This is a genomic window from Pseudomonas sp. ICMP 561, assembly GCF_002699985.1.
Lineage (GTDB): Bacteria > Pseudomonadota > Gammaproteobacteria > Pseudomonadales > Pseudomonadaceae > Aquipseudomonas > Aquipseudomonas quasicaspiana.
Window position 1 is genome coordinate 175,421 of sequence record NZ_LKBT01000012.1, and the last position, 21,953, is coordinate 197,373.

Annotated in this window: 17 protein-coding genes and 1 pseudogene; 16 read left to right on the forward strand and 2 right to left on the reverse strand. The window is 56.7% G+C overall.

Annotated elements, in window-relative coordinates:
* Nucleotides 1-269: 269 nt before the first annotated feature.
* The 7 genes and pseudogenes from AO242_RS11055 (at nt 270) to AO242_RS11090 (ending at nt 8,880) form a co-directional block, all read left to right on the forward strand.
* Nucleotides 270-1,307 (forward strand): quaternary amine ABC transporter ATP-binding protein, encoded by a 1,038-nt coding sequence (locus AO242_RS11055; RefSeq protein ID WP_099268709.1) that lies wholly within the window; start codon nt 270-272, stop codon nt 1,305-1,307.
* 45 nt (nt 1,308-1,352) lie between these two features.
* A pseudogene (proW, locus tag AO242_RS11060) lies at nt 1,353-2,321 on the forward strand (glycine betaine/L-proline ABC transporter permease ProW); the annotation flags it as partial.
* 106 nt (nt 2,322-2,427) lie between these two features.
* Nucleotides 2,428-3,405, forward strand: a complete 978-nt coding sequence (proX, locus tag AO242_RS11065) for a glycine betaine/L-proline ABC transporter substrate-binding protein ProX (RefSeq protein WP_099268711.1) — start codon at nt 2,428-2,430, stop codon at nt 3,403-3,405.
* Nucleotides 3,406-3,480: 75 nt separating this feature from the next.
* On the forward strand, nt 3,481-4,836 hold the full coding sequence (locus AO242_RS11070) for an MmgE/PrpD family protein (RefSeq protein ID WP_099268712.1): 1,356 nt from the start codon (nt 3,481-3,483) through the stop codon (nt 4,834-4,836).
* Nucleotides 4,837-4,861: 25 nt separating this feature from the next.
* The gene (locus AO242_RS11075; protein WP_099268713.1) at nt 4,862-5,908 is read left to right on the forward strand and encodes a GlxA family transcriptional regulator; all 1,047 of its coding nucleotides are present in this window, start codon (nt 4,862-4,864) and stop codon (nt 5,906-5,908) included.
* Nucleotides 5,909-6,012: 104 nt separating this feature from the next.
* On the forward strand, nt 6,013-7,263 hold the full coding sequence (locus AO242_RS11080; RefSeq protein WP_099268948.1) for a PrpF domain-containing protein: 1,251 nt from the start codon (nt 6,013-6,015) through the stop codon (nt 7,261-7,263).
* A 537-nt stretch (nt 7,264-7,800) separates the two neighbouring features.
* On the forward strand, nt 7,801-8,880 hold the full coding sequence (locus AO242_RS11090) for a polyamine ABC transporter substrate-binding protein (protein WP_099268949.1): 1,080 nt from the start codon (nt 7,801-7,803) through the stop codon (nt 8,878-8,880).
* Nucleotides 8,881-8,889: 9 nt separating this feature from the next.
* On the opposite strand, the gene AO242_RS11095 is transcribed toward AO242_RS11090, so the two are convergent.
* The gene (locus AO242_RS11095; RefSeq protein WP_099268715.1) at nt 8,890-9,786 is read right to left on the reverse strand and encodes a LysR substrate-binding domain-containing protein; all 897 of its coding nucleotides are present in this window, start codon (nt 9,784-9,786) and stop codon (nt 8,890-8,892) included.
* Between the two features lie 366 nt (nt 9,787-10,152).
* On the opposite strand from AO242_RS11095, the gene AO242_RS11100 reads away from it, so the two are divergent.
* The 7 genes from AO242_RS11100 to AO242_RS11130 all read left to right on the forward strand — a co-directional run bounded on the left by AO242_RS11100 (nt 10,153) and on the right by AO242_RS11130 (nt 17,452).
* Nucleotides 10,153-10,986, forward strand: coding sequence for a transporter substrate-binding domain-containing protein (locus tag AO242_RS11100; protein ID WP_027898701.1), 834 nt, complete (start codon nt 10,153-10,155; stop codon nt 10,984-10,986).
* A gap of 55 nt (nt 10,987-11,041) precedes the next feature.
* Entirely contained in the window at nt 11,042-11,704 is a 663-nt protein-coding gene (locus AO242_RS11105) for an amino acid ABC transporter permease (protein ID WP_099268716.1), read from the forward strand.
* Nucleotides 11,704-12,480: an amino acid ABC transporter ATP-binding protein gene (locus AO242_RS11110; RefSeq protein ID WP_099268717.1), complete on the forward strand. Its 777-nt coding sequence runs from the start codon at nt 11,704-11,706 to the stop codon at nt 12,478-12,480. Before AO242_RS11105 ends, AO242_RS11110 begins: the two co-directional genes overlap by 1 nt.
* 85 nt (nt 12,481-12,565) lie before the next feature.
* A complete protein-coding gene (locus AO242_RS11115) occupies nt 12,566-13,693 on the forward strand; it encodes an enolase C-terminal domain-like protein (RefSeq protein ID WP_027898704.1) in 1,128 nt (375 codons plus the stop codon).
* Complete coding sequence (locus tag AO242_RS11120; RefSeq protein WP_218927832.1) at nt 13,690-14,988, forward strand: NAD(P)/FAD-dependent oxidoreductase; 1,299 nt, start codon at nt 13,690-13,692, stop codon at nt 14,986-14,988. Before AO242_RS11115 ends, AO242_RS11120 begins: the two co-directional genes overlap by 4 nt.
* 160 nt (nt 14,989-15,148) lie before the next feature.
* Nucleotides 15,149-16,090 carry an aliphatic sulfonate ABC transporter substrate-binding protein gene (locus AO242_RS11125; protein WP_099268718.1) on the forward strand — a complete coding sequence of 314 codons (942 nt, stop codon included), beginning with the start codon at nt 15,149-15,151 and terminating at the stop codon, nt 16,088-16,090.
* 33 nt (nt 16,091-16,123) lie between these two features.
* On the forward strand, nt 16,124-17,452 hold the full coding sequence (locus tag AO242_RS11130) for an LLM class flavin-dependent oxidoreductase (RefSeq protein ID WP_099268719.1): 1,329 nt from the start codon (nt 16,124-16,126) through the stop codon (nt 17,450-17,452).
* Between the two features lie 687 nt (nt 17,453-18,139).
* Here the strand turns inward: AO242_RS11130 and AO242_RS11140 are convergent.
* Nucleotides 18,140-19,342 carry an MFS transporter gene (locus AO242_RS11140; RefSeq protein WP_099268721.1) on the reverse strand — a complete coding sequence of 401 codons (1,203 nt, stop codon included), beginning with the start codon at nt 19,340-19,342 and terminating at the stop codon, nt 18,140-18,142.
* A 404-nt stretch (nt 19,343-19,746) separates the two neighbouring features.
* On the opposite strand from AO242_RS11140, the gene AO242_RS11145 reads away from it, so the two are divergent.
* Together AO242_RS11145 and AO242_RS11150 are read left to right on the forward strand one after the other, a co-directional pair.
* Nucleotides 19,747-21,312, forward strand: coding sequence for an ATP-binding protein (locus AO242_RS11145; RefSeq protein ID WP_099268722.1), 1,566 nt, complete (start codon nt 19,747-19,749; stop codon nt 21,310-21,312).
* Between the two features lie 48 nt (nt 21,313-21,360).
* Nucleotides 21,361-21,951, forward strand: a complete 591-nt coding sequence (locus AO242_RS11150) for a response regulator transcription factor (protein WP_257153415.1) — start codon at nt 21,361-21,363, stop codon at nt 21,949-21,951.
* Nucleotides 21,952-21,953 lie beyond the last annotated feature (2 nt).

The following is a 21,953-nucleotide window of genomic DNA, read 5'->3' on the forward strand; positions in this document are numbered from 1 at the left end:
TTTTTGGATAAGCGACGATCAATAACCTGACGTTATTGATTGACTGGACGAAATGTTGTTAGACGTTACAGGGCTAAGGTAATAACTTTGTCATCAAGGCTCTCGTCTCACTCAGAAGCCACTGACAACTAAATAATAATAAGAGGATTCAAAAATGTCTCATTTCTCTCGTTCAAACGTTCTTCTGCTGCCATAACAAGTTCATTCTGATCGGTGATAGCCCGGGCTATTCGCCGAGCCTTTTAAAGCACTCGCGGAAGGAAGGGATTATGAGTCATGGTGACGAAATACTCTCGGTCAAGCATATTTATAAAGTCTTTGGTACCCAGCCAAAAGTAGCAATGGATATGCTAAAGGGCGGTGCGGATAAAAATGAAATCTTCAATAAGACCGGGCAAGTCGTTGGTGTATTCGACGCAACGTTTTCGGTTAAGCGTGGCGAGATTTTTGTCATCATGGGCTTGTCGGGTTCCGGCAAGTCGACCATGGTTCGTTTGTTCAATCGTTTGATCGAACCCACGTCAGGCACTATCCATCTCAACGGCAAGGAAATCACGGGGCTGTCCGATGCGGCGCTTCTGAATGTGCGTCGCAAGGAAATGAGCATGGTCTTCCAGTCGTTCGCGCTCATGCCGCACATGAGCGTGATCGACAATGCTGCGTTCGGTCTTGAAGTGTCCGGCATCGATGAAAAAGAGCGCCACGACCGCGCCCGTAAAGCGCTGGAGCAGGTGGGGCTGACCGGGCATGAATACAGCTATCCGCACCAATTGTCTGGCGGTATGCAGCAGCGAGTCGGCCTGGCTCGCGCCTTGGCCAATGACCCGGCGATCCTGCTCATGGACGAGGCATTTTCAGCGCTGGATCCGCTCATCCGCCATGAGATGCAGGGCGAGCTTATCCGCCTGCAGGCTGAGCAGCACCGGACCATTATTTTTATCTCCCATGACATCGAGGAGGCCATTCGTATCGGCCATCGCATCGCGATCATGGAAGGCGGGCGCATTGTACAGATCGGCTCACCCCAAGAGCTGCTTTGCAACCCGGTGAACGATTACGTCAGGGCCTTTTTCAAGGGCTTTGATGCATCGAAGATTCTTCGGGCTGGCGACGTTGCGACCCTCAGCGCAGAACATCCGTACGACGCAGACATATCGCGGCCTACGCTGCATGCTGATATTCCGCTGCAAGACATCTTTCACATCGTCGCCAATGCCGTGCACCCCGTCGCCGTTCTGGATGGGCAGGGCGTGTTCAAAGGCACTATTTCCAAGAGCCTTCTGCTGCAGACAATGAGTCGTCACTGACAGTGTCAACCGGGCGAAACATCAGGCTCAGCTACTCAGGTATCCAGCATGTCCGATTTCAGCGTTCTTGATCCGTTCCAAAGCATCACTATCCCCTTGGGCCAGTGGGTCGAGGTAGTGCTCAACTATCTGGTGCATAACTTCCGTGAAGTGTTTCGATCCATACGATGGCCCGTGGATCAAATATTGAACGGTATTCAAAGTGGATTGCTATCGATCCCACCGACGATCTTCATCATCTTTGCCACGCTGCTCGGTTGGCAGGTGGGCGGTAAAAAAGTGGGAGCCCTCTGTTTCGTCACACTCACGCTTCTGGGGCTGATTGGCGTCTGGAATGACGCGATGACGACCCTGGCGTTAGTCCTCACGTCTCTGGTGTTCTGCGTGGTGATTGGTGTGCCTCTCGGTGTTCTCTGCGCCCGGAGTGATCGCCTGGAAAGAATACTCAGGCCAGGGCTTGATGCGATGCAGACATTACCGGCGTTCGTTTATCTGGTGCCGGTAGTGATGCTGTTCGGGATCGGCAACGTACCAGGCGTTCTGGTCACCATTATCTTCTCGGTTGCGCCGTTGGTGCGCCTGACCAATCTGGGCATCCGCCAGGTACCCGAAGACAAGGTCGAAGCCGCCCGGGCGTTCGGCTGTACGCCGCGGCAGATGCTACTCAAGGTGCAATTGCCCCTGGCTGCCCCAACGATCATGGCCGGTTTGAACCAGGCACTGATGCTCTCGCTGTCCATGGTGGTCATCGCCTCCATGATTTCTGTTGGCGGCCTTGGGTTGATGGTACTTCGCGGTATTGGCCGACTGGACATGGGGCTTGCCACCGTGGGCGGTGTGGGGCTGGTGTTATTGGCAATCTTCCTTGACCGGTTAACCCAAGCCATGGGTGAGCGCAGTAACAGCGCAGTCAAGGGTGAACGCTGGTACCAGACAGGGCCCGTTGGAATGCTGTTCAAACTTGGAAAAAAGACTGAAGCAAAACAGACCGGCGCACCTTTAAAAGACAACTAAGTGCCGGACGTTAATTGATCGCTGTACGCCTGCCCCTTATCCCCCTGCAAGGTAGATGACGATGAATGCTGAAAAACACAGTGTAAAAACAAAAATGATTCGTTGTATGGCCGCTCTGGCTATCGCCATAACACCGGCTTTTGCTACTGCTGCTCAGGAACCTGGCAAGGGCGTATCCATCACACCGATTTTTCCAACCATTGCCGAAGAGCGATTCCGTGGTGAGATTGCCATGGCCGGGCTCAAGGATCTGGGCTACAGCGTGCAGCAGCCCAAGGAAACCGACTATCCGGCAATGATGCTCGCGCTGTCTTATGGTGATGCGGACTTTACCGTGCATGCCTGGGAGCAGTTGCACGCGTCGTTCTACGCCAAGGCGGGCGGGGATGACACCATGGTGAAAGTCGGCAACATCATGCCCGGTGTATTACAGGGGTACATGATCGACAAGAAAACCGCTGATCAATACAAAATCACTTCAGTCGAAGATCTCAAGAAACCGGAAATTGCCAAGCTGTTTGACAGCAATGGCGACGGTAAAGCCGACATGACAGGGTGCAACCCCGGCTGGGGCTGTGAGGTTGTCGTCGAATACCATATGCAGGCCTACGGCCTTGAAAAGACGGTCACCGACAACCGAGGCTCTTACTTCGCTCTGATGGCCGACACCATTGCCCGCTATAAAGAGGGTAAGCCAATCCTCTACTTCACCTGGGTTCCACAGTGGATCTCCACCGTACTGGTCGAGGGCAGGGATGTGGTCTGGCTAAGCGTTCCGAAGACCGACCTTCCAGGCGGGAAAAACGACGTCAACACCACTTACAAAGGTAAAAATCTGGGCTTTGCTGTGGACAACATTCGCGCGGTGCTGAACAAGGACTTTGCCGAGAAGAATCCGGTAGCGGTCAAGTTTCTGTCCGAGATGCAAATCACCACGGATGATGAAAGCGCTCAGAACCTGAAAATGCACAACGGCGAGAACTCTGCTGCGGATATCAAGCGCCATGCCGCTGAGTGGATTGCGGCGCACCGGGCTGCCTACGATGGCTGGCTGGCAGATGCGCGAGCCGCCGCGAAGAAGTAAGCCTTACCGATAAAGCCTCAGGCTGTCCGTGTTCGGGCGGCCTTTTTTATACCCCGTTTAAATAAGGAGGGGTGTATGTCCCTTTATTCGTTCATTCAGCAATTCGAACTTGCCGACGCACCGCTTGAAACCCGCAAGCGGATTGAAACCTGTTTGCTCGATATTATCGGCGTCGCCGCCGCCGCGCGTGACAACCATACCAGCCATGTCCTGCAGGAGTTTGCGGTTGCCCATTACCCGGCGGCCACACTTTCCAGCCGCCTCTGGTTTGATGGCAGACCGGTCCACCCCTTGGGCGCAGCCTATGCGGGCGGCTTCAGTGTCGATAGCCTGGACGCTCATGAAGGACACTTCACGTCCAAAGGTCACGCGGGGGCTACCGTGGTTCCGGCAATCATCGCGCTGATCGATGCCTTTTGCGCCAGTGGCAAAAATATCAGCGGCGAAGAGATGCTCTGTGTATTGACCATTGGCTACGAGACGGCGCTAAGAGCCGGACGGGCCTTGATGGCGACCGCTGCGCAATATCATGCTTCGGGAGCTTTCGCCGGGATTGGAGTGGTGTGTGCTGGCGCCCGCCTGCTCAAGCTGGACGAGCAAACCTTTAGGCACGCCCTCGGTATTGCGGAATATTTTGGCCCGCGCTGCCCAATGATGCGCGTGGTGGATTACCCGTCGATGCTGCGTGATGCGCACGGCGCCGGCGCTCATGCGGGCATAAGTGCACTGCTCATGGCCCAGGCTGGAGTCACTGGTGCGCCCGCTGAAACCGTCGAATTGCTGGGAGGGCTCCCTTACTGGCAGGGCTTGGGCGAAAGCTGGGAAATCGACGAGCAATACTTCAAACCCTGGCCGGTCTGTCGCTGGGCCCAGCCAGCATTGACTGCCATGACGCAACTGGTGAGCGAGCACCCAGAGATCGCTCCTGAAAATATCGAAACGATCCAGATTGAGACCTTTCATGAGTCAGTGCGTTTGCAGGGGCATTTTCCAAAAAATGCCGACGAAGCCCAGTATGCATTGGCATTTCCGGTTGCAGCCTTAGTCGCGCGTGGCCAGGTCACCGCGAGCGAAGTGACAGGCACAGCTATCGATGCCCCGGACATTCTTGCCATCAGCAAGATAATCAACATCGCTGAAGCGCCTGATTTATCGGCGCGCTTCCCGGAAGAAATCCTGTCTCGGGTCACGGTTCAACTTAAAGACGGCAGGTGTATTTCCAGCCCGACGACATCGGCCAAGGGCGACCCGTCCAACCCAATGTCTGCCGCCGAGTTCATCGAAAAGTATCGGTTGTTTTCAGAGCAAAGCCTTGGGGTTTCTCGCAGTCGTTTGCTTGAGCAGGCAGTCGCCTGCCTGGCAGAAAAGCCTGATTGCGAGGGTCTGCTTAATCTTCTGTTGTCCCCCTGCACTGAAGCTGCGTACAAGTGAGCGCCTGGCCAAAGGGGGGAAACCGATGACCTACGTTTTTGAAAGCGTGCTCAGGGATCAGAACCTGCGTTATTCGTCCTCTGCAAAAAACCGGTCAAAGCCGCAGTCGGCAGTGCGCGTTGCCTTTATCCTGCTGGATAATTTTTCCCTGATGTCTTTCAGCGGCGCCATGGACGCACTGGTGACTGCTAACCTGATGAGCGATTCACCGATTTTCGAGATCCAGAAAATCAGCCTCAAAGGCGATGCAGTCTTGAGTGATCTGGGGGTCGCGGTTCCCGTTGACCTGGAGCTTTCGGAACTGCGTAGTCGCCATGATTTGCTTGTTGTGGTCGGCGGCTTGCGTGTCGAGTTGAAAAGCAATCCGTGTCTGCGACGCAAGCTGATTGCCGCAGCAGCTTGTGGCACGAGCATGGGAGGGTTGTGGAATGGCGCTTACTTTCTAGCAGATGCCCGGGTAATGGACGGATATCTCTGTGCCTTCCACCCTGATGGCCGCGCAATGATGGCGGATACTTTTCCCAATCTGCGTATCTGTGACCGGAGTCATGTGGTTGATTCCGACCGGATGACGTGCGCAGGCGCGAGCAGTGCACTGCGAATGATGCTGGAGTACATGCGTGGCACCCACGGCAGTTCCTTGACCCGGGCAGTGCAGGAAATTCTCGGGTGTGACGAGCATGAGTATGTCTGCGGTGTATCTACTGTGTCGGTGGACTCTGATCCGACACTGCCGCAATCCCTGAAGCTGGCGCTGGAATTGATGCACAAGAACATAGAAGAGCCGCTAAGCCTTGATCATCTGGCTGCCTGTGCCGGAATCTCGAAACGCCAGCTTGAGCGCCGGTTCTTTCGCTTTGTCGGTGCCGCCCCCGGTCGGTATTACCTGGAACTGCGATTGACTCGAGCCCGGCAGCTTGTCCTGCAGACCAATCGTTCCATCACCGATATCGCCATGGCCACCGGTTTTGTGAGCATGCCGCATTTCCACAAGCGTTTTCGAGATTTCTTTGACGCCGCACCGGGCAGTTACCGGGCGACGTATGAGCTGCGCAAGCGAGCACTTGTTTGATACGCGGGCAGGTGTTTTGGTCGTTGGGGGCGGATCGATTTCTGGGTCTATAAGTCTGTAGGATGCGTTAAAAGCTCATTCTTCCGAAGGCTATGGAAACCAACATGCACGCATCCAGCCCCGAGTCCTCCAGTCAAACCTCGCTCCGTAACCGACTTCAAAACGGCGTAATCGAACTGCCATTGCATTACATGCGCGGCGGTACGTCGACGGGTGTCGTCATCTGGGAGCCATTGTTACCCCGCGATGAAGGGCTGCGGGCGGAGTTGCTGCGGCATTTGATGGGCGTCCCACAATCTGGAAATCAGCCTGGTAATCGCCAGATCACCGGCCTCGGCCGCGGGCCTGCCACCAGTAATAAGGTGTTCCTGGCGAGGATCGAAGAAACACCGAAGGGGCCTCAGATAGTCAGCACCCTGGCGCAGCTGGCCAGTGATCACAGCGGCATCGACTGGAGTGTGAATTGCGGCAACATGTCGTCTGCGTTGCCGCTCTGGGCAATCGATAGCGGGCTGATAAAAGCGCCTGCCTGCGGCGTCTTCGAGATTGAAATCAAGAACACCAATACCGGCGTGGTTACGCTGGCGCGGATGTATCGCGACGATCAGGGCCGTTTTATCAATGCTGAAATTCCGGGCGTCCACGGTGCCTTTCCCAGTGTCGATCTGTTTCTCCAGTCTCCCGTAGGCAACAAGACCGGTGCGTTTCTGCCGACGGGTAATGTGCTGGATACAATCAACGGACACGACGTTTCCTGTGTCGATGTCGCGGTGCCAATGGTGATTGCCGACGCGGCGAGTTTTGGCAAGACCGGTCATGAACCCGTCTCGGAGCTCGAAGCTGACCTGACGTTCATGGCACAGCTAAGGCAAGTCTGGATTGAAGCGGGGCTCAAGATGAAACTTCGTCGCCGCGACGGTGAGCTCATGAGCCTTGCAGATCTTGAGCGAAGCGAGACCATTCCCAAGGTGTGCATCGTCGGCGCGCCGCGTCATGGCGGCAACATCGCCGTGCGTTACTTCACGCCTCAGACGGGCCATGCGTCGATGGCGGTATCCGGAGGTTGCTGCCTTGCCGCTGCCTGTCTGCTTCCCGGAACAGTTGCCTATAAAGTCGCAGTGGGGATTGCTCAGCCTGGCGCTGAGTTTTCAGACATCGAAGTGAGTATCGAGAACCCGGCTGGCAAGCTTGATACGACGGTCAGTGCAAGAACCGAAGGCAGTCATATCGACGTCAAGGCCGCTGCATATCGCCGAAGTACGCAAATCCTGATGCGCGGATATGCACCGCTATATAGGGCTTCTGCTGAATTGGTCGAAGCATTGGGCGGGGACGCTCAAAGCCAGAGGCAATAAATCGCAGGCAAAAGAAAAGCCCGCGATGGGGATCAACGGGCTTAAAGTCATGAAGGAGCTGGGATAACAATACGAGGCAGGGCGTGAAAAAAGCGTGAACGTTTCGTGCAGATTTTTTCACATTCGCGCGCGTTCAGGCGTCACCGACCCTGGCCGTAGATACCATTCAAAATCACCAGCTCAAGCACCGCCACGATAATGCACAGGCTCACGAACCCTGCGCTGAACACACGCTTGCGGTTTGATGAGCCATCCCCAAGCCAGGATACATCCACGAAAAAGCTGACTATTATCAGGCAAGCCAGTAGCGCCCGATTCCGGGTCTTTTTCGTAAATTCTCTGGGTTCCCATTGAGTCATCTATTCAGTCCGTTCCAGCTTTAGCCTGGCGCAGATTCTACACCGTCAACAGTACCGTCTGGATTTGCTAATTCTCACCGGACCTATAGTTAAAATAATGTCATTGGGCAACAGACCAATGGGTTAGCATCACGACAACCACATGGAATGTGATTCTCACATTGAACAGGACTACAAGATGTCCATCAAAGCCTTCGTCCCGCTGATGTTGATAGCTTCGATGAGTCAGGCCGCGCCGACCGTGAAGATTTTCAACTGGACGGATTATTTCGCACCGGACACGTTGAAAAACTTTCAGAAAGAAACCGGTATTGCTGCCACTTATGACACTTACGAGCGTAACGAGAAGCTGGACGAAACACTGAAGGCAGGACATTCCGGTTACGACATCGTGGTGCCGTCGAGTCATTTCCTGGCTCGGCAGATTCAGCGTGGCGACCTGCACAAGCTGGACAAGAGCCAATTGCCCAACTGGAAAAACCTCAATCCGGTTCTGCTGCAAACCCTGGCTGGCGTTGATCCAGGTAATGCTTATGCGTTCCCCTATTTGTGGGGCACGACGGGAATTGGCTATAACGCCGCCCAGGTCGAAGCGGTATTGGGCAAAGACATGCCCTTGAACTCCTGGGATTTGATCTTCAAGCCCGAGAACATGAAGAAGCTGGCTCAATGCGGCGTTGCATTCGTCGACAGTGCGGCCAGTGTATTGCCGATCGCACTCAACTATCTGGGAGAAGCACCCGACAGTGCAAATGCTGCGGATTACCCGAAAGCCAAAGCGGCGTTGCTTGCGATCAGGCCTTATGTGCGCTACTTCAACTCCACCGATTACATAGCTGATCTGGCCAGCGGCAAGATTTGTGTGGCAGTGGGGTACTCCGGGGACGTCATGCTCGCGCAGCAACAGGCGCAAGAGGCAGGTAAAGGCGTTGGCATCCGCTACATGCTTCCCAGGGAAGGCTCGCCGATGTGGTTTGACATGATGGCCATCCCTGCAGACGCACCGAACCAGAAAGCCGCCTATGCCTTCATGAATTACATACTCGACCCCAAGGTGATCAGCGGCATTTCAAACTATTTGCATTACGCGAACGGTAACGAGAAGTCCGAGGCTCTGGTCGAGGCCTCCGTGCACAACGACATCGCCATCTATCCCGATGCAGATACGCTCAGCACGCTGTTCCCCCTGCAGGCAATACCTCCAGATATCGAAGCGCTAAGGGTGAGCGTGTGGGCGCAAGTTAAAGCAGGTCAGTGATCAATCAGATCAGTGTCTGTTCAGCCGCACCTGTTGCATCAACCAGTCCCGAAAAAGCAGTGCATGCTGCTTCTGGGATTTACGCTCGGGGCTGACTACCCAATACGATTCCCCCGAGCGTACGGGGTCGCCAAACGGCATATGAAGTTCGCCGCATTGCAATTCCCGTTCAACGTAGTGGATGGGCACCACCGCAAGCCCCAGGCCGCTGACGGCGGCACTGATGAGCATCTCGCTCTGAGAAAACCGGACGCCCTGAATCAATCCCGTCCCCACACATCCCGACGCTCTTAGCCATTGCAGCCACAGACTGGGCCGACTTGCGTTTTGTAGCGTTGGTACTTTGGAAAAGTCCAGTTGGTCATGCCGTTCACCCGGAGCAATCAGCCTGGGCGACGCCACGACCACCAGTTCCTCGGCAAACAACTCTAGCGCTCTGGCCTCTTTCCAGGCACCTGTGCCGCGCATGATCGCGATATCGAAACGGCAGGTCTTGAAGTCCACGTTGGCCTCGATCGGGTTGACCTCGACGGGGATCTCCGGTGCCTGGCGTACAAAGTCTTCAAGCCGTGGCGCGAGCCAGCGGGACACAAAGGTGGGATTCGCGCCGATCATCAACGAGGCATCCGCTTTGCGGCCGCGTACCAGGTCAATGGAGACTTCTTCGAGCCGGTTAAGCATCGGCACCACGTCCTGAACGTACTTGCTGCCCGCGTCCGTGAGGATCAGCCGGGAGCCCGAGCGCTCGAAAAGCCGCATACCGAGAAACTGTTCCAGGTTGGTGATCTGGCGGCTGATCCCGCTTTGTGTCACTGAAAGATCTTCAGCCGCCCGGGTGAAGTTCAGGTGCCGTGCCGAGGCCTCGAACGCCTGAAGCGCGGAGAGCGAGGGTAAAAATCGGCGCATAACGTTGATCCTGAGTGAAGGTGGCATGATTTTTAGTCATGGCGACCCCATTTTTCAAGGCTTCAGTTGTAAAACGCTTTATGTCATCAATATGTCGTACAAATCTGTCCCAGGTTTAAACACTCTGTCATGCACCATTCCCGGAGCATTGCGCGCATGTATGCAGGGCGTGCAGGGATACAGAATGAATACGTAGCACTGAGCAGAAGTCATCTGCCAACAATAAGTCGAACAGCGCCGAGACTTCGTCAAACGCGCCGTCCAATCGACAACTGCGTCACCTGTCTTTTTTCGACTGCCAGTCAGATTTTCGCGAGATGATGAATTCACAACATCACAAATGGCCCAGAAAAAGGAACGCCTTGCATGATTACGCGCAGAAGATTCACCAAGCTTTTCGGGGCGACCGTCATTAGCGCGTCGACGGGACTGGTTTCACTGAGTGCCAAAGCAGACAGCTCACTTGAGCGCATTAAATCTTCAGGCGTCTTGCGTATTGGCTCCATTGCCGATGGCGCGCCTTACTATCAGAAAAGCTTGACCGGCGGCCCATGGCGCGGCTTTTACATCGATATCTGTCAAAAGCTTGCGGATGACCTGGGCGTAAAACTCTCGATTCTGGAGACCACCTGGGGGAACTCGGTGCTGGATCTGCAGGCCAGTAAAATCGATGTGTTCTTCGGCCTGAATCCCACGCCAGAGCGACAAAAAGTCATCGACTTTTCCGGTCCGGTGTTCAAGAACTCGTTCACCTTCATTGCCAAAAAGTCAGTCACGGCCAAGACCTGGGATGACTTCAACACTGCCGATATGCGCATCAGCGTCGATGCAGGTTCTTCTCATGACAGCGCCGTGACCCGCCTCGCGCCGAACGCTGCGGTGTCTCGCCTCAAGACCGCCAGTGATGCCACGGCCGCGCTGCAATCCGGCCGAGTGGATGCGCAGTGTCTGGTGATGGTTCTGGCGCTTGCCTTGCGCGCGAAGAATCCTGCGATCGGTCAATTGATTGTGCCGACCCCGGTGAACTCAACCACCTCCAATGCAGGCTTCCGTCGTGAGGAAGATACTTCCTGGCGCGAATTTGTTGATGCCTGGATCACCGAGCATCGTGCCAATGGCTTCATCAAGGACGCGATCATGCGCAACATGGAACTGGTCAAAGTCACCCCGAAAGACTTCCCGGAAGGCTTCGAAATCTGATCACTCTTGATTGCTGATGGCGGCTTAAACGGTTTATGTGACGTGGGGTTTTGACATGTACGAGTGGGATTTTTCCGCACTCTGGGAATATCGCTGGCTGCTGCTTGAAGGCCTTGGCCTGACAGTGTCCTTTACCGCTGCCATCGTTGTGGGCGGACTGGTTATCGGGCTGCTGGCGGCGATGGGGCTGCTGTCTCGTTTTGCGCTGGTGCGGGCTTTTGCACTGATGTTCACAGAAGTCTTTCGCTGCACGCCGGTGCTGGTGCAACTGATCTGGTTCTATTACGCGCTGCCGATTCTGGCGGGTGTCGAGATGACGCCGATCACCGCTTCGTTGCTGGCCTTGTCCTGTTATGGCGGTGCGTTCTACGCCGAGATCATTCGTGGCGGTATCGTTTCCATTGAGGCTGGTCAGCGCGAGGCGGGCGGTGCGTTGGGCATGACGCCGATGCTGACCATGCGGCGGATCATTCTGCCCCAGGCCATCAGGCGCATGGTGCCTGCATTGATGAACCAGTCGATCATGCAATTCAAAAACACCTCGCTGGTGTCGGTGCTGGCCGTACCCGACCTTGTGTACCAGGGGCAGATGATTGCCCATGACAGTTTTCGCCCGCTTGAGACCTATTCGGCGGTGGCCGTGGCCTACTTTGTCATCCTGTTTCCGCTCACCCTGATCGTGCGCTATCGCGAGAAGAAACACGGAGCCCTTCAATAATGTCCGCGAAACCGAAGATCGAAATCACCTCGCTGCGCAAGAGTTTCGGGGCGCTGGAAGTGTTGAAGAACATCAACTTCAAGGTTGAAGAGGGGGGCGTTGTCTCGCTGATAGGTCCTTCCGGTTCCGGCAAGTCGACGCTCCTTCGCTCCATCAATCTGCTGGTTGAGCCTGATGCGGGCGAAATCCGTGTGGGGGATACCACGTTCCTTTTCGGTCAGGGCCGCCGCCCGCCCGGCACTAAAGAACTCGCGGCTTTTCGGGCGAGAACCGGCATGGTCTTCCAGAACTTCAACCTGTTTCCGCACATGAGCGTGCTGGAAAACGTGATGGAAGCGCCGGTCCACGTGCGTCGGCTGAGCAAGAGCGTGGCCCGGGATCTGGCCATGGCGCAGCTGGAGAAAGTCGGTCTGGCTGACCGTGCTCAGCAAATGCCCAAAACATTGTCCGGCGGCCAGATGCAGCGCGTGGCCATTGCACGAGCGTTGGCGATGGAACCTGAAGTGATGCTGTTCGATGAAGCCACTTCGGCGCTGGACCCTGAATTGGTAGGCGAGGTGCTGAGCACCATTCAGCAGTTGGCGGCGGATGGCATGACCATGGTGATCGTCACTCATGAGATCGCCTTTGCCCGTGAAGTGGCTGATCGTGTGGTGTTCATGCGTGACGGCTATGTGATCGAGGAAGGTCCTGCGCGGGAGACCATCGACAACCCGCGTGAAGACGCCACGCGTAACTTCCTCAACCATTTCCATAAAGGTAGCGGCGCCCGTTGAACCGGGCCTGACCGATTTCAACAGACATTAATCGTGCCCAGTCTCTGATTGTTCAGGCTGCGCGGCGGGCGGAGGAGTCATGACCATGACAAACGAAAGTATTCAACGACTTCGGGTCTTCTTGATTGAAAGCCCGATCAAAATGGCGCGGCTTCAGGGCGTGGGCAATGTCAAAGGCAGCGTGAAACGGGTGCTGGTGGAGCTGACCTCGACCTCCGGCATCGTCGGCTGGGGAGAGGCTGCGCCCTGGGAGGTATTTACCGGTACCGCAGAAGGCGCGTTCGCCGCCATCGACACCTATCTTCGGCCGTTGGTGATTGGCGCAAATATCCGCTCGATTCGGGCTACCACGCTGGCAATGGATACTGCGCTGGTGGGCCACGGCGAAGCCAAACTCGCCATTGAAACCGCGATGTTCGACATCCTCGGCAAGTCCTGCGGTTTGTCCATTGCTGACCTGCTGGGCGGCAGGGTGCGCGACAGCATTCCACTGTCGTTCTCGATTGCCGACCCTGACTTTGATGCCGACATGGAGCGCATGCGGGCGATGGTTCCGGCCGGCAATCGCATCTTCAAGGTCAAGACCGGAGTCAAATCCCATGCTGAAGACATGGCCCATCTGGAGGCCATGCGCAACGAATTCGGCAATTCGATTGATCTGCGCCTCGACTACAACCAGGCGCTGGCACCCTTTGGTGCGATCAGCATCCTGCGTGATGTTGACCAATTCCGTCCGACGTTCATTGAACAGCCGGTCCCCCGTAATTGCCTTGCTGCAATGGCGTCCTTTGCCGATGCCCTGGACACGCCGATTCTGGCCGATGAGAGCTGTTTTGACGCGCGCGATCTGATGGAAATTATTCGTCTCGGCGCGGCCGATGCGATCTCGGTCAAACTGATGAAAGCCGGGGGGATTCTCAAGGCGCAAGGCATCATGGCCATCGCCGATACCGTGCATATCCCGGCCTATGGCGGCACCTTGTGGGAGGGCGGTATTGCCCTGGCCGCAGGCACTCAGTTCATCGCGGCGACGCCAGGCATGTCGTTGGGCTGTGAGTTCTACATGCCGCATCACGTGCTGACCGAAGATGTACTGGAAGAGCGCATACCCAACCGTGACGGAGCCGTGATCGTTCCGACCGGACCGGGGCTGGGTATTTCGGTCACGGAAGCATCGCTGCGCGGCAATGCGCGCATTCTGGCGGAACGATGAGTAGCGTATCCGGCATGAAACAGGACACCGCAACAACGCCCCGGCACATCGTCGTGATTGGCGGTGGCATCGTCGGTGCGTGTACCGCGCTGGCGCTGCTGAAGGATGGGCATCGCGTGACGATTCTGGAGCCCAATGATCCGGGTGGCGAGCACGCTGCGAGTTATGGCAATGGTGCGTTTATCAGCCCGGCGTCGATCATTCCGATGTCGATGCCTGGGCTCTGGAAAAAGGTCCCCGGTTTTCTGCTCGATCCGCTGGGCCCGTTCACGATTCGCTGGCAGTACCTGTTGAAGCTCGCGCCCTGGTTGATTCGCTTCGTCAAGGCGGGCGCAACGCCTGCAAAGGCCGCCCGGACTGCCGGTATTCTTTCTACCTTGTTGTCTGATGCGCCCGCTCGGCATCTGGCGCTTGCCACGGCATGCGGCGTGCCTGAGCTCATTCGTCAGGACGGTTTGCTCTACGTTTACCCGGATCGTGATGCCTTTCTTCTGGAAGCATTCTCGTGGCAGCTAAGGCGCGACAATGGCATTCAGTGGTGGGAACTGGACGCCGATGCCCTGCATGAGTTCGAGCCTGCCCTGAGTCGCCGCTATACCTTCGGCGTGTTGCTCGAAAGTGGCGGGCATTGCCTCGATCCGGGGGCTTATGTGCGCGGCCTGGTGGACAGTTTCATGTCTCAGGGCGGCGAGCTGATCCAGGTGCGGGCCGAGGGATTCAACATCAGCAACGCTCGACTGCAAAGCGTGGTTACCGACAAGGGATCTGTCGTCTGCGATGGAGCTGTGATCACCGCCGGTATTCATTCCAAAGCGCTTGCAAAGGGTGTGGGCGACCGGGTTTCTCTGGAAAGCGAGCGCGGTTACCACGTGCAAATCGCTCAGCCTGCCAGCGGCCCGCGCATTCCGGTCATGCCGTCTGACGGCAAGATGGCCAACACCATGACCAGCAGTGGGTTGCGTGCTTCTGGTCAGGTGGAATTGGCCGGTGTCGGATACCCGCCAGACTGGAAACGTGCAGACATCCTGTTGCACCACTTGCTGAAGACTTACCCCGAGCTTGGCGATGATCCCTCGCAATTGAACATTTCCCGCTGGCAGGGCAATCGTCCCTCAACGCCCGATGGGCTTCCTGTCATCACTAAAGCGAAGGCCACGCCTGACGTCGTGCATGCCTTCGGTCATGGCCATGTCGGCCTTGCTTCGGCGCCCATGACGGCTGAAATCGTCGCCAGTCTTTTTGCCGGTGAGTCTACGCCCATCGATATCACGCCGTTCTCGGCCTCGCGCTTCTGATTCGAGGAGTGCGTAGATGCCGCTGGAGGCACACGGCATAAGCTTATGTTTATACGGTTCTTCAATAGTTTTCGTAAATTATTATAATTAAATGGAATTTAAAAAGCGTCGCTCATGCTTTCTGAAATGAGCGACGCCTCCTCCAAAGGCGAAGGATTCCATGACCCTACGAAAACTCATCCTCGCAGCAGGCTTGATGCTTGCGGCGGTCACCGCGCATGCCGAACAGACTATCAATATCGGCTACCAGCGTTCTTCCACGTTGTGGATCCTGCTCAAGGAAAATGGCCAACTGGAGGAGCGCCTCAAGCCTTTGGGTTTCAACGTCAACTGGCATGAATTCAGCAGCGGTCTGCTCAGTGCATTGAACGCTGGCGCGGTGGATTTGCACGCTGATGTGGCTGATGCCTTTGCGCTGTTTACCCAGGCAGCGGATGCGCCGTTGACCTATTACGCACGTGAAGCGGCCTCGCCGAGCGCGCAGGCAATTATCGTCGCGAAGGATTCGCCGATCAAAAGCGTGGCAGACCTCAAGGGTAAAACCGTGGCGGTTTCCAAGGGTTCGGGCAGTCACTTCCTGCTGATCTCTGCGCTTAAACAGGCCGGGCTGAGCCTCAACGACATCACGCCGCGCTATCTGGAAGCGCCGGATGACGTCGCCGCGTTTGCCAGTGGCAAGGTTGATGCCTGGGCCATCTGGGACCCGTTCCTGGCCACCCAGCAACGCGAGCATCAGGTGCGCATCATCGCTGACGGCAGTCAGGGGCTGGCCAATTACAACCGTTTCTATCTGGCCAACACCAGCTTTGCCAAGGCGCACCCCGAGGTCTTGCAGGTGGTGATCGATACCCTGCGCGAGTCCGGCAAGTGGGTTAAATCCCATCCGCAGGATGCAGCGAAGATCCTTGCGCCGGTGTGGGGCAACATCCCGGTCGAAACCGTAGAGCTGGCCAACAGCCGCCGCAGCTACGACATCGTCCCCGTCAAACTGGATGAGCTGGCCGAACAACAGCGCATTGCTGACACCTATTACGGCGCAAAGCTGATCCCCAAGCCGCTGAAGATTTCCGGCATCACTGTCTGGGCACCTGAAAGCAAATAACCTCAGGCCCGACCCCTTCGACTGGAGTTGCACATGAGCCGTCAAATTCACCTGTCCGCGTTTCTGCTGACCGGACCGGTCATTCACAGTCATGCCGTCTGGCGACATCCGGAGACGGTCGGGAGCTACCTCGACCCTGAGTATTACGCCCGCACGGCGCGCGTGGTAGAGGAGGGGTTGTTCGATTTTCTGTTTTTCGCTGACCGCCTCGCGGTCGGTGATCAAATGGGCGGATCCCGGGACGTGGCGTTGCGTTACGGGGCTCAGGACGCGACGCGTCTGGACCCGTTGCCGATCCTCTCTTATCTGGTCGGTCAGACTCGCAAACTGGGGTTGGGCGCGACACGTTCGACCACATACTACGAGCCAGCGCATATCGCCCGTGAGTTTGCGACGCTGGATCACCTGTCCAAAGGTCGCGCCGCCTGGAACATCGTCACCTCGATGAACGACAGTGAAGGGCGTCTGTTCGGCAAGGACAAACACCTCGAACACGACCTGCGTTACGATCGCGCCGATGAGTTCGTCGAAGTGGCGCTCAAGCTCTGGCGCAGTTGGGAGCGGGACGCGCTGAAGCTGGACCGCGAAACCGGAGTGCTGGCTGATCCATCGAAGATTCATCCGGTGCAACATCACGGCGACTGGTTCAAGGTCGAGGGGCCGTTGAACATTCCCCGCACCCCGCAGGGTCGGCCGGTACTGATCCAGGCCGGTTCTTCGGGGCGTGGCCGGCGTTTCGGTGCGCGCTGGGCCGAAGCGATCTTCACCATTCACCCGCACCTGAAAGCCATGCAGGCGTTTCGTGAAGACGTGCGGGCGCAAGTGGTGCAACAAGGGCGTCCGGCAGACAGCTGCAAAGTGTTGACGGCAGTGATGCCGTTCATTGGTGGCAGCGAAGCCGAGGCCCGGGCCAAGCGCGACAAACACAATGCATTGGCTCGCCCTGAACTGGGCCTGGTGACGCTGGCCTCGCAACTGAATGTGGACCTGTCGCCATTCCCGTTGTCAGCGACCCTGGCAGACATTGCCCGCTCGCCGCTGATTCATCCGGCGGCTGCCGAGAAGCTGCTGATGCAGGGCGCTGATACGACGCTGGAAGAGCTCGGGCGGATCTTCGCCAGCAGCGTTCGTGTGCCGCAACTGGTGGGCACCGGTGCGCAGATAGCGGAGCAACTCGCGGATATTTTCCTGGCGGGCGGTAGCGACGGGTTTGTCATTTCCCCTGCCTATCTGCCGGGTTCGTTCAGCGAATTCGTCGAAAGTGTAATCCCGCATCTGCAGCGCAAAGGGTTGTTCCGCAGGGCGTATGAAGGTTCGACGTTAAGGGAGCATCTTGGCCTTGAAGCAATACCAGAGAGTTGAGCGCTTTTTACTCTGTTGAAAGAGATATGGCTAATACCCGAACGCCCCCCGTGCTAGAGCCGTCCTATGGAACAGCTCGGTCTCTGTGGGAGATTCTATGTTCGCCTGCAAGCGTTGATCCCGGTGGGAGCGAATTCATTCGCGAAGAGGCCGGTGAATGCGCAGCCTTTTTATCGACAAAAATACCGCCTTCCCGAATGAATTCGGTCCCACCGGTCCTGCATGAGCTTGAGATGTTACCAACTTGGGAGCGAGGCTTGCCCGCGATACGGGCGCTTCGGTCCGCCAGGTACACCGCGTTATCGTTCTTCGCGGGCAAGCCCGGCTCCCACAGGATTACGCAGATCTATCTGGGAGATTCTATGTTGGCCTGCAAACACAAATCCGTGCGAATTCATTCGCGAAGGGGCCGGTACATCCGCAACTGATGTATCGCTTGAAATGCCGCCTTCCCGAATGAAGTGGAGCGCCACCCCGGTCGGTCCCACAGGCTCTTCATGAACCTGAAGTCGTACACAAATCCGTGCGAGGCTTGCCCGCGATACGGGCGCTTCGGTCCGTCAGGCACACCGCGTTATCGTTCTTCGCGGGCAGCCCGGCTTCCACAGGATTACGCAGATCTACGTGGGAGCGAGGCTTGCCCGCGATAAGAGCGACGCGGTCCGAAGTGAACCGCGTCCATACTGACTAGCTTCGACCAACACGCCCGGCCAACAAGAAAACTACCAGCGCAACCAGCGGCAGACCGGCTCCCAGCCACACGACCCCGTGCCAGCCACCCTGCTCATACAGGCTGCTGGCCAGCGCTGAGCCAATAGCACCGCCGATGAAGATGCTGGTCATGTACAGCGCGTTCAACCGACCACGGCTGGCCGGGTCCAGAGCGTAGATCGCGCGTTGTCCCAGCACCATGTTCATCTGCACTGCAAAGTCGAGCAGTACTCCGGTGACCGCCAGGCCAATCACGCTGTAACCCGGTTGACTCAGACCCACCAGAAACGCAACTGGCGCCATGATCATCGCGATCAAGGATGCGCGCCGGGTATGCCCGGCATCGGCCAGACGCCCGGCGACAGGTGCGGCAACCGCACCTATGGCACCCACCAGTGCAAACAGCGCGATCTGGGTCTGCGACAGTCCGAACGTACGCGACAGTTCGATCGGCGCAGCTGTCCAGAACAGACTGAACGCAGCAAACAGCAGGCCCTGATAGAACGCCCGCTGACGCAACACCGAATACCTGCGCAGCAATGTGAACAACGAACCGAGCAGTTGCCTGTATGACGCCTTGTGATCAGGCGTGCGTTTTGGAATGGTAAGAGCCAGTACCAGAATGATCGCCAGCATCATCACCGACGCGGTCATGAACACCGCACGCCAGCCGAAGTGGTCGGCTATCAGGCTCGACAGCGGCCGGGCCAGCAAAATGCCCAGCAGCAGGCCGCCCATGATATTGCCGACGACCTGACCACGGGTTTCTTCCGGCGCCAGGTGCGCCGCCAGCGGTATCAGCATTTGCACCGACACCGAACTGAAGCCGATCAGCAGGGAGATCATCAGAAAGCCGTTGGCGTGTTCGCTGAACGCCGCAGCCAGCAGGCTGGCCGTCGCCACGATGGCAGTGCCGATCATCAGCTTGCGGTTTTCCAGCAAGTCAGCCAGCGGTACGAGAAATAACAGGCCAAGGGCATAACCGATCTGGGTCAGCGATACGATCAGGCTGGCGCTGTGGGCCGACAACCCTATTTCAGGAGCAATCAGCTCGACGATGGGCTGGGCATAGTAGATGTTGGCGACGATGGCGCCACAGCAAAACGCAAACAACAGCACCAGGCCGCGGGTCAGGGTGTTTTGCGGTGCTTGAGCGGGGGAAGCTGTGGAGGAGGTCATAATCTTTGGCTCATGTTCAGTCTGAAGAATATCGGCCCGTCACGGCGGGCGTATGGAGCGAAGGTCTGCACGACAGGCCTGATGATGTTCAATTCTATGAAGATCGACAACATCATAAGCGCACCGAAGAACACGTTTCACGGTAAATGCTACAGCCATACTTATAGCGATTGGTTACTATGATAGCGATTGAAGTAAATGTTCATGTCATTTACTTGCATGATTGTGCTTAGTCGCCGCCCGAAGTTTATCGGGTGAATCTCCTGCCTATCCCTATAGATAGTATCGGTGGAACTAATTAGCTGCTTAGATATCCTGAGACTCCCGCGATAAATCATGAAATTGATCACGATCTATCCCCGGGCCAGATACTTACCGACATACGACGGACAGTGTGAATAACGATGATCAGTCTCGGTCAAGCCAGTGTCTCTCTTGAACTCAGAGAAGTCTTCAGATGTGGCGTGCCGCTGCGGGTGGGCACGCGGGCGTTCGATATTCTGGAACTGTTGATTACCTGTCCGGGACGTCTGGTCAGCAAGGACGAGATTCTGCGGCGCGTCTGGCCCGATACCGTCGTTGAAGAAAATAATCTGCAGGTGCATGTCTCTGCATTGCGCAAGGCACTGGGTGAAGATCGCGATCTGATCCGGACCATTCCGGGGCGCGGCTACATGCTGGTGGGGGGCGAGGGCGAATCTGCTCTGGCAGTCGCTGATTATGACAACCCGCTGACAGTCGGCTCCTCCGGGAGCGCGATGCCACGCAAACACGATCTTCCCCATAACGTCCCGTCGATTGGGCGGCAAGCCGCACTGGAAGACGTCTGCGAAGCGTTGCTGAGCGATGCGCTGGTGAGCCTCGTGGGATCAGGGGGGATAGGCAAGACGTCCCTGGCAGTCGCTGCTGCCCACTATCTGTCCCTGACCGATAGCCTGCATGTCTGCTTCGTACCGCTGGCGCACATTACCTGCCCTGAAAACATTGTCGAGTCTCTGGCATCTGCCCTGGATCTGGTCGTGTTACCGGGAAGGTCGCCGATTGAGGCGATTGTCGAATGCCTTGATCAGCAGAATCGTCTGGTCATCCTGGATAACTGTGAGCACCTGATCGATGCAATAGCGGCGGTCAGTGAGCATCTAATGCGCCGTTGTCCGTCGCTGCGGATTCTGATCACCAGTCGCGAACCACTGCGCATTGGCGGCGAACGAATGCTCAACGTCGCTCCGTTGGACATCCCGGAGCAGGATGCCGATCGTCAACAAGTGCTGCAAAGCAGTTCAGCACAATTGTTCATGACACGCTTGCGGGCGCTGGACCCTTATTTCCCGGCAGAAAACATGGAAAGTCTGGACGAACAAAGTGTGGAGTTGATCGCACAGGTCTGCCGTCATCTGGATGGCATCCCGCTGGCGCTGGAGATGGCGGCCGCCCGCGCTGCCACGCTGGGACTGTTCGAATTGCTGCAAAGCCTGCAACATGGACCGCACCTCTTGTCCGGCGGTCTGCGTAGTGCCCCTGATCGTCATCAGTCGCTGGTGGCATCGGTAGAGTGGAGCTATGGTTTGCTGAGCCCGGACGAGCGCAACGTACTGAAACGTCTGGGTCGTTTCGAAGACCGTTTTACCCTCGCTCAGGCCTGTGAAAGGGCGCAGTACCTGGCGCTGCCTCAAGGCAGGGTCATGGACTGCATCGTCAGTCTGGCGCAAAAGTCTCTGTTGCTGATTACCGCCGAAGGGCCTTTCCGGTTTTACCGGTTATTGAGGACAACCCGGAGCTGGCTGGTGGAGGCAATCAGTGAGCTGGCGGGTGATAACGGTTCAACGCAGGGCATTCGCCAGCACAATCAGCATTCTGTGCGCCCGGCATCCATGGCGTCTGTCGCGACGTTGCGAGCAGTAGGGGGCGGCCTGCACGACTCCGATTATTTTCACCTCAACCACCAACGAATTCTGGCGACAAGCCAGTAGCACGAAGCTTCGGAAAATCGGTATATGAGCGCTACACCCAAGGTTTATGTGGTCGATGATGAGTGCACGATCCGCACGTCGTTGGCTCGCCTGCTGCATTCTGCGGACATCGACACCGAATGCTTTGCCAGCGCCCAGGCGTTTCTTGAGCAGTCTTTTGAAGATCAACCAACATGCCTGCTGCTGGACGTCAATCTTGCGGCCTCCAGTGGTTTTGATGTGCAGGAGGAGTTGCTGCGTCGCGGCCATCGCTTCCCGATCATATTCATGACCGGCTTTGGCACCATCCCGATGTCGGTCAAGGCTATCAAAGCCGGCGCCCACGAGTTTTTGACCAAGCCCTTTGAGCCGGATCATTTACTGATGGTGGTGCGCCAAGCCCTTGAACACGATGAAAGCGAGCTGGCGGGTCGGCTGCATGTCGAAAGCGTCAGGCGCCGGTTCGAAACCCTGACGCCCCGTGAGCGTGAAGTCATGACGTTGTTGGTGACGGGCAAAATGAATAAACAGATTGCCGGGGATCTGGGGACCAGTGAAATAACGGTGAAAGTTCATAAACGGCACATTATGACAAAAATGAAAGCACGAACTTTGATTGATCTGGTCAAGATGCATGAACAATCAACTCCGGTCAGTTGATA